This is a genomic window from Leeuwenhoekiella sp. A16, assembly GCF_047946675.1.
GTDB lineage: Bacteria > Bacteroidota > Bacteroidia > Flavobacteriales > Flavobacteriaceae > Leeuwenhoekiella.
Window position 1 is genome coordinate 2774404 of record NZ_CP172313.1, and the last position, 12987, is coordinate 2787390.

Genomic DNA, 12987 nt, shown 5'->3' on the forward strand with positions numbered 1-12987 from the left:
AGGTAAATTAACATGAAAACGTTTTCGAAAGGCATTTAATTGCGAATGTCATAATGGTTTGTACGTCGTAGTGTTAAAGAAAATATCCACAATCTAATAAATCTTAATATCTAATGAGAATTAAAAATTACTTTTTAGTAATGCTGTTGTTGAGTGTCAGCTTAAGCTGGGCACAATCAAAAGAAATTACAGGAACAGTACTAGATGGTTCAAATATGCCATTACCAGGTGCTAATGTTTTAATTAAAGGAACTTCAACCGGAACCCAAACCGATTTTGACGGAAACTTTAATTTATCTGCAGCTCCGGAAGATGTTTTAGTAGTCTCTTTTGTTGGTTTTGAAAGCCAGACCATTCCTGTAGGTACTACTACCAATTTTCAAATTACACTTAAAGAAGATGCCGCTGCTTTAGAAGAGGTTGTAGTGGTAGGGTATGGTACACAGAAAAAAAGTGTCGTAACCGGAGCTATATCAAGTGTAAAAGCTACTGAATTAGAAAACCTCCCGGTAACGCGTGTGGAGCAGTCATTGCAAGGACGAACATCAGGTCTTACTATTGCTGCAAACTCTGGGCAGCCTGGTTCATCCTCTACCATAAGGGTAAGGGGGGTAACAAGTTTTGGCAATAATGAACCACTATGGGTAGTTGATGGAGTGATAGTAGATGCAGGAGGTATAGGTTATCTTAATCAATCTGACATAGAGTCTATTGAAGTTTTAAAAGATGCTGCATCTCAAGCGATATATGGAGCTCGTGCAGCTGCTGGTGTCATTTTAGTAACCACAAAAAAAGGTAGCAAAAGCAAGTTAACTGTGAATTATACAGGGTACACAGGTTTATCAGGCCCGGCTCGAAAACTTGATTTGCTGAATGGCACCGAATATGCCACATTATTTAATGAAAAATATGCTAACGATTTTACTGGTTCTCCATCAGATCTTACGCTTCCGTTTCCGGATGCTGCAGGTATAGGAGCCGGTACAGACTGGCAGGATGTCATATTTAATAATAGTGCACAACGCACAAATCATGAAGTGAGTTTAAGTGGGGGCAATGATGTATCTACTTTCTACCTCTCATTTGGTTATTTAGATCAAGAAGGTATAGTTACCAAAGATATTTCTCATTATACAAGAAAGAATATCAGACTTAATTCTACCCATAAGATAAATGATTTCATCACATTAGGGGAGACAGTAGGATATTCTAATGAAAAGAGCACTGGTTTGGGTAATACAAACAGTGAGTTTGGTGGCCCGTTGAGTTCTGCTATAAATTTAGATCCTCTCACTCCTGTAGTGGTTACAGATGCAACTGTAGCAAACGCATCACCTTATTCAACTAATCAGGGTATAATGAGAGATGAAAATGGTAATCCTTATGGTATTTCAAATCTGGTTCTTCAGGAAATGACAAATCCTCTTGCTTATATTCAAACTCGTTTAGGTAATTATAGCTGGGCAGATAATTTTGTAGGGAATGTCTATGTTAATCTGGAATTAATTCCAGGCTTAAACTTCAAGAGTACACTAGGTGGAAAACTTGCTTATTATGGTAATGAAAGTTTCACGCCGGTTTCTTATTTAAACAGTTCAACAGTTACCTCTCAGAACAACATCTCAAGAGGTACAAACAGAGGATTTGGATGGAATATAGAGAACACTCTTTCATACGTTAAAGAAATAGGAGATCATAATTTCAGTTTATTATTAGGTCAGGGAACGTATACAGAGAATGATAGTAAAGGTGAAACAGTCACTTACAATAATATTCCTGTTACAAATCGTGATGATGCGGCATTTTTTGATGTACCAGACGATCAGATTATAGCTAGTGCTTATATAGGTACAGAGCACCGAGTAACTTCACTATTTTCTCGACTTACTTATGATTATAAAGAGAAGTACTTATTTACAGGAATTATTAGAAGAGACGGCTCTACTCGTTTTGGTAGCAATAATAAATACGGTTGGTTTCCATCATTTTCTTTAGGATGGGTGCCTACTAAAGAAGGCTTCTTTGAGGATAGTGATATATTAAACCAACTTAAAATTCGTGGTGGTTATGGTATTGTAGGAAGTGATGCAATAGGTGACTTTAGATATTTATCTACGATAGGTTCAGGTAGAAATTACACATTTGGCAATGTTGCATCTGTAGTAATAGGTAACAGCCCCAATGCTCCGGCAAACCCAGATCTCAAATGGGAGGAAACAAGACAATCAAACATTGGTTTTGATGCACGTTTAATAAATAATATTACACTAACTGTTGATTTGTATAAGAAAAAAACTGTGGGGATACTGCAAGATTTAAGGCTTCCAGGTTATATAGGAGCAACAGGAAACCCGGCAGCAAATGTGGCAGATATGATCAACAAAGGTTTTGATGTAGAATTAGGATACAACAAATCAATAGGAAATTTTAATATTTCTGCTAATGCAAACTTCTCTTATTTGGAAAATGAGGTGACCTACTTGGGTGAAGGTATAGATTTTCTTTCAGGAGGTGCTACAATACAATCTGGTAATTATCCTATAACACGTACTGCGGTGGGCCAGTCTTTCAATACGTTTTACGGATTTAAAACTAACGGTATTTTTCAAAATCAGGCAGAGATTGAAAATTATGTAAATTCTCAGGGACAGGTTATTCAGCCTAATGCTGTGCCAGGCGATTTTAAATGGGTAGACAGTGATGACGATGGTGTAATTACAGAGGCAGATCGAAAATTTTTGGGAAGTTCTATTCCTAAATATACATTTGGATTCACCATAAATCTGGATTATAAAAACTTTGATCTTTTAATCTTCTCTCAGGGAGCTGCAGGAAATAAAATATTTCAGGGCTTAAGAAGACTTGACATCACAAATGCAAATTATCAAACTGCGGCATTAGGAAGATGGACCGGCGAGGGCTCCTCAAATTCGTACCCAAGGCTATCTAATAGCGACAATAATAATAACTTCTCTAATCCATCTGATTTTTACCTGGAGAAAGGTGATTATTTAAGACTTAAAACAGTTCAGCTGGGATATACTTTACCGGCAGAAGCCATACAACGTGTAGGCTTATCCAGATTGAGAATTTATGTTACCGGCGAAAATTTAGTGACTTTCACTAAATACACAGGTTTTGATCCGGAAATAGGTGGGGGCGTTTTTGGAATAGACCGAGGATATTATCCCCAGGCAATCACTGGTTTACTAGGAGTTAATTTACAATTTTAAAAAAAGAGTTATGAAACTTAAATCAATAGCATATCCTTTAATAGGTTTGGTTATAAGCGGTCTTTCGCTGTCCTGCTCTAGAGAATATATAGAATTAAAACCACAAGGTACATTTCTGGAAGACAACTATTATGAAGATGCAGATCAGGCTTATTCTGGTCTTGTAGCTACTTATGATATAATGGGCAAACAAGCTAAGACTTTCGAAAATATGATCACGATGATGAATGCGGGGTCTGATGATTTTAATGCTGGTGGTGGTAGCCCTTCTGATGGAGCGGGGATACAATCTTTTAATAATTATACCATAGATCCTTCAACCATCCCACCAAGTTTTTGGAATGATTATTTTCAAGGGGTTTTCAGGGCAAATATTCTGCTTCAAAAACTTCCGGATGTGCCAATGGATGAAAATCTAAAAGCAAGATTTACAGCAGAGGCAAAAGCTTTAAGAGGTTATTATTACTTTGAATTAGTTAGGCTTTTTGGTAATGTTCCATTATTTACAGAACCGGTATTAACCAGTGAAATTTATAATGTAGAACAAGCCACTCCAGAAGCTGTATATGCACAAATAGAAATTGACTTACAGGAAGCAATGCCAGCTTTACCAAATATGATTGAAAATCTTGATACAGATGGAGGGCGTTTTACAAAAGGCAGTGTACAGGCACTTTTAGGTAAAGTTTATTTATATGAAGGCAAGAATGATGCGGCTGCAGCGCAATTAGCTGAGGTTAATGGCACCCCCGGAGGAACCAGTAAATATGGCTATAAATTAGTGAGCAATTATGCCGACTTATTTGGAAGTTCAGTAGGTTTTAATTCAGAAGGAATAATCGAGGTAGCAAGTACCAGCGATGCTAATGTAGATTACGGCAACTGGGGCGGTGGTCAGAATGAAGGGAATACGGTTAATCAAATGGTAGGACCCCGAGGTTTTTCTCTTACAGCTAATTCTAAAGCACCTAATTATGCAGGTGGCTGGAGTTTTAATACAGTAACTCAGCAATTGTACGATGTTTTGAAAGGTGACCCTCGTTTCGATGTTACTATAGCAGATCTCAAGGCTTTACAAACAGCGGGTGAAGTGAATTATACACCAGCAAATCAGGATACGGGATATTTTCTTAAAAAATTTATGCCCTTAAAAACAGATGTGTCAGACGGAGGGGGAGTTCCTGAACTTAATTACAGACAAAATGTATATATCATGCGCCTGTCTGATTCTTATTTAATGGAGGCAGAAGCTTTGGGCGCAAATGGCGCTCGAGCGCAAGCTTTATTAGATGCAGTACGAGCAAGAGTAGGCTTGTCTCCGGTTCCTGTTACGATGGATGCAATAATGCTCGAGCGCAGAAAAGAACTTGCAGGAGAAGGTCACAGATGGTTTGATCTTGTAAGAACCGGAAGAGCAGCAAACGCCCTTTCAGGTCAAGGTTTTACAGCGGGTAAAAACGAAGTGCTGCCAATACCTCTTAATGAGTTAGAAAACACCCTTATCGTTCAAAATCCTAATTATTAATCTAAAAACCATAACAACATGATTAAAATAATCAACATAAAATATTTTTATTTTATTATGGTACTGGTGGCAGCAGGTTCAATAACTAGTTGCCAGCCAGATGAGATTGGCTCTGGTAATGGTCTTGCAGATCCTGAAGTTGATGCAACATTTACCGTTACTCCCGTAGAAGGACAGCCCAACAATTTTACGTTTCAGGCTGCCACAGAAAATGTTATTAGCTCAATGTGGAATACCGGTGATGGTTTTTACACAGGAGACACGACAGAGGAATTGTTTTTACCTGATGCAGGCACTTATACCATTTATCATACCGCTATAGGAAGAGGAGGAGAAACTAATACTGTTTCTCAGGAAGTTGTAGTTGCTCAGTCAGATCCCGTTGCAGGAAATTTGGTGAAAGGAGGTAAATTTCAAAATGATGAAGATAGAAACCAGTGGACCGTCCTAAATATAAGTGACTCCGGAACTATCTGGACATTTAATGACGGCAGCGCTACAGTTACCGGTGGCGGTTATAATCAACAGGCAATATATCAGGCGATTGAAGTTCAGGCAAATAAGGAATATACTATCGATATGAAAGTTTGGGGCAGTGGTGCGCTAAATACGTGGTTTGAAGTATATGCATCAACAACACCACCAGTTCAAAATCAAGATTATTCTGCTGACGGTAGAAGAATGGGACTCAGTACATGGGATGGCTGTGCAAATGGTGCCTTTGAAGGAAAATTATCTATAGTGGGCTGTGTAGGCTCAGGTAATAAGGTAACCTTTGATCAGTCTGGAACAATATACCTTTTAATGAAGTCTGGAGGAGAAAGCCTTGGTTCTACTGGAATATCTATTACTAATGTAGAAATGAGAGGAAGTAATTAGATTAAGAATATGAGCCTGTGTTATATAGATACAGGCTCTTTTTTTATACTGCATGAGTAGCTGTACTCTGTTTTTGAGATTTTCAATTATGTTTTCAATGAAATGAATAAATACCAAAAAAGATAGGTAAATGAATATATCTATGAAAAAATATTTTTTCATCTTCCTGTTGGGAAGTACCACGCTTTTTCAAACTAGCTGTTCTTCATCTTCATCAGAAGAAGAAAGTGCTACTGTTCCAGAAACTCCGGAAACCCCTACACCACCCACATCTACAACAAATGATATGGATTTTTGGCTTACAAAAGCAGATCGTAGTGCAGAGCTGCAAAAACAAGCTACAGTCTTAGGGTTTGATACTACACCTAATGCATTTGTCAATATCGAGGTTGATGACAACCAGACTTTTCAGGCTATTGATGGCTTTGGTTTTACCTTAACTGGCGGGAGCGCTCAGGTGATTAATGAACTTGAAACTTCAAAAAAGGCAGAACTTCTTGATGAATTATTTGGTGATTCTGCTACATCTATTGGTATAAGTTATCTTAGAATAAGTGTGGGAGCTTCAGATTTAAATGAGACTTCTTTTACTTACGATGATTTGCCTGAGGGCGAAACAGATCTTGATCTTTCTCAATTTAGTTTTGATCAGGATAGCGCAGTTATTTCGCTTTTAAAAGAAATTATTGCGATCAATCCGCAAATTAAAATAATGGCTACCCCGTGGACTGCCCCAGTCTGGATGAAGGATAATAACAGTTTTGTTGGTGGCAGTTTACAACCTCAATATTATGAAGTTTATGCAAATTATTGGGTAAAATATCTTGAGAAAATGCAAGCTGAAGGAATTAGCATAGATGCCTTAACACCCCAAAATGAACCGCTTCATGGTGGTAACAATCCCAGCATGGTAATGACAGCTACACAGCAAACAGATTTCATTAAAAATAATCTTGGTCCTGCTTTACAGGCGGCAAATCTTGATACTAAAATTATTACTTATGATCACAACTGTGATAACCCGCAATATCCTATTGAAGTGTTAAGTGATGCTGCTGCAAATGCTTTTGTAGATGGTTCTGCTTTTCATTTATATGCCGGAGATATTCAGGCATTGAGCACAGTACACAATGCATTTCCAGATAAAAATGTGTATTTCACAGAGCAATATAACTCATCTAATGATGATTTTGCCGGAACTTTAAAATGGCATTTAAAAAATGTGGTTATTGGCTCTATGCGCAACTGGAGTAAAAATGCTTTAGAATGGAATCTTGCAAATGATGAATCTTTTGGGCCGCATACAGACGGTGGCTGCACAGTTTGTAAAGGAGCAATTACTGTTAATTCTGGTAGTACTGTCACTCATAATGTAGGTTATTATATAATAGCTCATGCTTCAAAATTTGTTCCTGAAGGTTCCCTGCGTATAAGTAGTGAGATAAAAGGAGATCTTCAAAACGTTGCTTTTTTAACACCTGATGGAAAAAAAGTTTTACTAGTTGAAAATGATGGCAGCACAAATACCCAATTTAATATTAAGTATAATAATAAATGGGTGGTAACTTCTCTGGATGCTGGTGCTGTGGGCACGTACATCTGGGAGTAAAACTCAACATTAATAATCTATCATGAAACTTAAATTTTTAGCTCCGTTATTATATCTTTTATCAATTACCTGCTTTGCACAAAGTTTTTTAAAAACTGACGGAGTAAAAATTGTAAATGAGAATACTGAAAACATACTCCTACGCGGTATTGGTCTTGGCGGTTATATGCTGCAGGAAGGTTATATGCTTAAAGTACCATTTTCGGGGCAGCAATATGTTATTAAAGAGCATATTGAAGAGCTTTTAGGCAAAGAAAAAACACAGGAATTTTACACGGCCTGGTTAAAAAACACTGTTCAGAAGACAGATGTTGATTCACTTAAAAGCTGGGGTTTTAATTCTGTACGGCTTCCCATGCATTATAATTTGTACACGCTGCCAGTAGAAAAAGAGCCTGTAAAAGGAGATAATACATGGCTGGAGGCAGGTTTTACAATGACAGATTCATTGGTGAAATGGTGTAAATCAAATAATATGTATTTAATTCTGGATATGCATGCCACTCCGGGTGGGCAAGGTCATGATGTAAATATATCAGACCGCGATCCTTCAAAACCATCGCTTTGGGAAAGTGCCGAAAATCAGCAAAAACTGGTCGATTTATGGGTAAAATTGGCCGAAAAATACAAAGATGAGCCAGTTATTGGTGCTTATGATATTATCAACGAGCCTAACTGGAGTTTTGAAGAAGGAAAAAATAAAAACGGAACTCAGGATTCTGAAAATAAACCGCTGCGTGAATTAATGGTCAGGATTACTGAAGCTATTCGCACCGTTGACAAAAAGCACATTATCATTATAGAAGGTAATGGTTGGGGAAATAATTACAACGGAGTTCTGCCGCCATGGGATGAGAATATGGTAATGAGTTTTCATAAATACTGGAATTATAATGATACCGCAAGTATTCAGAATTTTCTTGATTTTAGAGAAAAATATCAAATTCCTATCTGGCTGGGAGAATCTGGCGAAAACTCAAATGTCTGGTTTGCAGATGCTATAAAGCTGATGGAACAAAATAATATTGGCTGGTGCTGGTGGCCGTTAAAAAAATTAGGCTCTAATAATCCGTTGGAAGTAAAAGTAAATCCAAGGTATCAAAAAGTTTTAGATTACTGGAACAGCAAAGCCGAAAAACCAACTTCTACTGAAGCATATAAAGCTTTTATGCAACTGGCCGAAAACACGAAAATTGAAAACTGTATCGTTCATAGAGATGTCATAGATGCCATGATACGCCAGCCGCATTCAGATAAAACAATTCCTTATAAAGAAATTGTCGTAAAGGATAGCGCGAGTATTAAAGCAACAGATTATGATCTGGGTAAAAACGGAATTGCTTATAAAGATTCTGTTGTGGGAAACTATTATATATCGAAAGGTGGTGATCGCGAAAGCTGGAATAATGGTCATGCATATCGCAACGATGGTGTAGATATTTATAAAAGCGAAAATACTCAGGATGCTGAAGCGGTTTATGTGGGTGATCTGGATAAAGGAGAATTTTTGCAGTACACTTTCAAAGTAGTACAAAGTGGTAACTATAAATTCAGCATTAAAGTAAGAGGAAACAATGCAAAGGGAAAAGCTTCTGTTGAAATAAATACTAAACACATACAAGATCTCAATATTCCAAATTCTTCAGATGACTGGGAATGGATATCAACTGATTTAATTCCTCTAAAAATCGGTACAAATACCCTCAAAATCGGTATAAAAATCGGCGATTTTGACCTGGAAACAATAAAAATTTTAAAGTAATACTAACCACCAATTTAATTTAACGTTGAAAACTCCCTCACTACTATTATTTCTAATAGCTGTTATGGCCGTGAGCTGTAATTCAGTTGAAAAACAGCAAACAGAAACGGCTCAACTTTGGCTAACCTCACAAGATGGAAAGCACTTGTTGCAAAAACAGGAAATTGCGATAAATCCTGATAATGCTGATAAGGCAGATGAAACAATAGTTATAAACGACTCAATAACGTACCAAACCATGGATGGTTTTGGCTATACACTCACAGGCGGTAGCGCTATGCTTATGCATTACATGAGTGATACGGCAAGAGCAGATTTGCTGCAGGAACTTTTTGGGAGAAAGGAAGAAAATCTGGGCGTGAGTTATATACGTTTAAGCATAGGCGCTTCAGATATGGATGCGGCTCCTTTTTCTTACGATGATTTAGCTCAAGGCGAAACAGATATTGACTTAGCACATTTTAATCTGAGTCAGGATACACTTCATCTAATCCCGGTTTTAAAGGAAATATTAAAAATTTCACCAAAAATTAAAATTTTAGGTTCGCCCTGGTCTCCACCAGTTTGGATGAAAGATAATGGAGATACCCGTGGCGGAAGTCTTTTAGAAAAATACTATCCCGTTTATGCAAACTACTTTGTAAAGTATATCAAAGCAATGGGTGATAACGGAATTCCTATTGATGCGATTACCATTCAAAATGAGCCGTTGCATCCGGGAAACAATCCCAGTTTATTAATGAAAGCACCAGAGCAGGGTGAGTTTATTAAAAACCATTTAGGCCCGGCTTTCGTAGACAACAATATTAAAACTAAGATCATTATATATGATCATAATGCAGACAGGCCAGATTATCCTATTTCTATTTTAAATGATCCTGAAGCTGCAAAATATATTGATGGTTCTGCTTTTCACTTATATGGAGGGAATGTAAATGCAATAAGCACAGTACATTATACCCACCCAGAAAAGAATCTTTATTTTACTGAGCAATGGGTAGGAGCGCCGGGCGATTTTGCGAAAGAAATGGAGTGGCACACAGAGAATTTAATTATAGGCGCTACCAGAAACTGGTGTAAAACTGTTCTAGAATGGAATCTCGCTGCAGATGAAAATCAGGAGCCGCATACAGATCGTGGTGGCTGTGACCGTTGTCTGGGAGCAATCACTATTAACGGCAATACAGTTACACGTGAGCCTGCATATTACATTATAGGACAGGCTTCAAAATTTGTTTCGCCGGGGTCAAAACGCATTGAATCAAATCTGTCAAAGGATTTGCCTAATGTAGCTTTTAACACACCGGAAGGGGAAACCGTTCTCATTTTACAAAACAAAGCAGATAAGGCTAAAACAGTTAAAGTAATAGTTAGAGAGAAGAAGGTTTTAGTGAAATTAGCTGCAAAAGACATTGCTACATTGGTGCTATAACAGTATTTTTTTAGAAATAGTTCAAGAAAATAGAAGATGAAAATACAATTGAAATACATTTCCTGTGCAATAATTGCCCTCGGGACAATGAATATATATGGTCAGGCTTCTTCTGAAAAAATGGATTTTCAGGGGAAAAATATTCAAATTTATACTACAGCTGAAAATACAGATCTTCGTCTTTCTGCAAATGGAAAAGCTACTTTTAAAGAATCTTCTCAACCTCTGGAAACCGAGATTACAGTTTTTGTAAACCCGGCTAAAACCTTTCAAACCTTAATGGGAATAGGAGGCGCTATTACTGATGCCAGTGCCGAGGTTTTTGCTGAACTATCTAAAGAGGAACAACAAAAATTGCTTGACGCCTATTATGATGATAAAAAGGGTATAGGTTATACACTAGCGCGTACAAATATTCACAGCTGTGATTTTAGCAGTGCGAGTTATACATATATTGAAGAAGGAGATACTGATCTAAGTACTTTTTCTATAGAACATGATCGAAAGTTCAGGATTCCGCTTATAAAGAAAGCTATAGAAACTGCAGGTGGAAAATTGCCACTGTATGTTAGCCCGTGGAGTCCGCCATCATTTATGAAAAGCAATCATTCTATGTTGCACGGCGGGAAATTATTGCCAGAGTATGCGCAGACCTGGGCAACTTATTATGCTAAATTTATAAAAGCCTATGAACAAGAAGGAATGCCTGTTTGGGGATTGACTATTCAAAACGAACCTATGGCCACGCAAACCTGGGAATCTTGTGTTTATACAGCTGAAGATGAGCGTGATTTCCTTAAAAATTTCTTAGGCCCAACTTTAGAAAAAGAGGGTTTGGGAGATAAAAAAATTGTGGTCTGGGATCATAATAGAGACTTAATGGTTAATCGTGCAAATACGATTTTTAGTGATCCGGAAGCTTCTAAATATGCATGGGGAATGGGTTTTCACTGGTACGAAACCTGGACGGGCGCTCAGCCGCTCTTTGACAATGTTAACCGCGTGCACGAAGCTTTTCCTGATAAAAATTTAATGTTTACTGAAGGTTGTGTAGAAAAATTTGACGCAGCTAAATATCAATACTGGCCTAATGGAGAACGTTATGGCGAACAAATGATTCACGATTTTAATAACGGAACTGTTGCCTGGACAGACTGGAATATTTTGTTAGACGAAAACGGTGGTCCCAATCACGTAGGCAATTTTTGTTTTGCCCCCATACATGCAGATACCAGAACCGGAAAATTGATTTTTACTCCTTCTTATTACTACATTGGTCAATTTTCAAAATTTATTCGCCCCAATGCAAAACGTCTGAGTACCGCTGTAAGCCGAAGTGTTTTATTAAGTACTTCCTTTAAAAATGAAAATGGTAAAATAGCAACTGTGGTTATGAATAAAACCGATGATAGTATAGTTTATAATCTAATTATAGGTGGTTCTAAAGCCTCTATGGAGATTCCGGCTCACGCTATCCAGACCTTGATTTATTAAATATTCCTGAGAAGGAATGTGGAAATTTTCTTGGGTTAAACTGTAAAGTCATGCCTATTTTTTCAACAGTAGCGTTATTTGTTAAAATAAGGCTGTCATTATTTATACCCTATTATCTCTTCTATATCAGTAGTAGACAATACGATCGATCTGCTATGTCTATAATAGTAAAGTAGAGGCTAATATCAGCATGCTTTGTGAAGATTTTCACTGCATTAAAACTACTTGATAAAGCTATCTGCATTGTACGGTCAGAATATCAATGCTTGACACTGAACAATAGGCATTTTATTAGCAGGACACTTTACACTTTTTAAAACAGGTATGTTTAAGTCTGTTTGTAGATGGTTAGTGATAAATGAGTATCTATATTAAAGTCTGGTCATTTCTTGCTTTCTTTTGATTGTTTTCGCTCCTTCCGCTCTTCATATTCTTAGCATTGTAAAGCAGAGCCTTTTTACTCTTATAAATGTAAATGCCACGCCAAAACCAACTAATTTTTGTGCTCCTGACAGGAGGATTATCAGCAGTCCAGTATATGTACAAATCAATAGCAAACTAGTATCTATTATTCATTTGATATTATTTCGGTAGCTTCAAATCTCCACGGCTTTAAAAACATGGTTTTTAAAATTGTATCCAATGGAAAATCAGATAAAAAACAGTATAAATTTAATGACGTCAGTATTTCCGAGGTACAAATCTTAAAGCATTTAAAAAAAGCCGGGCGTATATCTGAATCTGCTGAAGAATTTATATCCTAATTTCAGTTCTAGGAAGCTGGAATTTATAGAAATGTTAAATGAGAATGTCATCTTAAATCTCTTAGTGTGATACGGCAGACGAATTTTAATAGGAAACTGGAAAGTTGGCAGGCATACTATTAATAATAGTTTTTAATCCTAATTATTAATAAAGTAAGATAAACTAAAGTAATGAAATGATCTGGAGATTAGATTTTGATCATTAATGAAGATATTATGGTTAGTCAATCCTACGTCATCCCTAATACATTTGTCATTCCTAAAATAACTTTCATACAACCCAAAATAA

Annotated in this window: 7 protein-coding genes; all 7 read left to right on the forward strand. The window is 37.0% G+C overall.

Going from position 1 to position 12987, the window contains the following annotated elements; genetic code table 11:
• Positions 1-113: 113 nt before the first annotated feature.
• The 7 genes from ACH3O9_RS12220 to ACH3O9_RS12250 all read left to right on the forward strand — a co-directional run bounded on the left by ACH3O9_RS12220 (position 114) and on the right by ACH3O9_RS12250 (position 11934).
• Positions 114-3233 (forward strand): SusC/RagA family TonB-linked outer membrane protein, encoded by a 3120-nt coding sequence (locus ACH3O9_RS12220; RefSeq protein WP_416440814.1) that lies wholly within the window; start codon positions 114-116, stop codon positions 3231-3233.
• Positions 3234-3243: 10 nt separating this feature from the next.
• Positions 3244-4758, forward strand: coding sequence for a RagB/SusD family nutrient uptake outer membrane protein (locus ACH3O9_RS12225; RefSeq protein ID WP_416440816.1), 1515 nt, complete (start codon positions 3244-3246; stop codon positions 4756-4758).
• Positions 4759-4776: 18 nt separating this feature from the next.
• Positions 4777-5637: a hypothetical protein gene (locus ACH3O9_RS12230; protein ID WP_416440818.1), complete on the forward strand. Its 861-nt coding sequence runs from the start codon at positions 4777-4779 to the stop codon at positions 5635-5637.
• Positions 5638-5779: 142 nt separating this feature from the next.
• Positions 5780-7246: a glycoside hydrolase family 30 protein gene (locus tag ACH3O9_RS12235; RefSeq protein WP_416440820.1), complete on the forward strand. Its 1467-nt coding sequence runs from the start codon at positions 5780-5782 to the stop codon at positions 7244-7246.
• 22 nt (positions 7247-7268) lie between these two features.
• Positions 7269-9008: a cellulase family glycosylhydrolase gene (locus tag ACH3O9_RS12240; RefSeq protein WP_416440822.1), complete on the forward strand. Its 1740-nt coding sequence runs from the start codon at positions 7269-7271 to the stop codon at positions 9006-9008.
• Between the two features lie 25 nt (positions 9009-9033).
• The gene (locus ACH3O9_RS12245; RefSeq protein ID WP_416440824.1) at positions 9034-10440 is read left to right on the forward strand and encodes a glycoside hydrolase family 30 protein; all 1407 of its coding nucleotides are present in this window, start codon (positions 9034-9036) and stop codon (positions 10438-10440) included.
• 87 nt (positions 10441-10527) lie between these two features.
• Complete coding sequence (locus tag ACH3O9_RS12250; RefSeq protein ID WP_416446686.1) at positions 10528-11934, forward strand: glycoside hydrolase family 30 protein; 1407 nt, start codon at positions 10528-10530, stop codon at positions 11932-11934.
• The last annotated feature ends 1053 nt before the right edge of the window (positions 11935-12987 follow it).

Excerpts from the sequence above, each read along its gene's own strand:
- ACH3O9_RS12230 (WP_416440818.1), top strand. The coding sequence starts at position 4,777 with ATGATTAAAATAATCAACATAAAATATTTTTATTTTATTATGGTACTG.
- ACH3O9_RS12235 (WP_416440820.1), top strand. The coding sequence starts at position 5,780 with ATGAAAAAATATTTTTTCATCTTCCTGTTGGGAAGTACCACGCTTTTT.
- ACH3O9_RS12250 (WP_416446686.1), top strand. The coding sequence starts at position 10,528 with ATGAATATATATGGTCAGGCTTCTTCTGAAAAAATGGATTTTCAGGGG.
- ACH3O9_RS12225 (WP_416440816.1), top strand. The coding sequence starts at position 3,244 with ATGAAACTTAAATCAATAGCATATCCTTTAATAGGTTTGGTTATAAGC.
- ACH3O9_RS12220 (WP_416440814.1), top strand. The coding sequence starts at position 114 with ATGAGAATTAAAAATTACTTTTTAGTAATGCTGTTGTTGAGTGTCAGC.
- ACH3O9_RS12240 (WP_416440822.1), top strand. The coding sequence starts at position 7,269 with ATGAAACTTAAATTTTTAGCTCCGTTATTATATCTTTTATCAATTACC.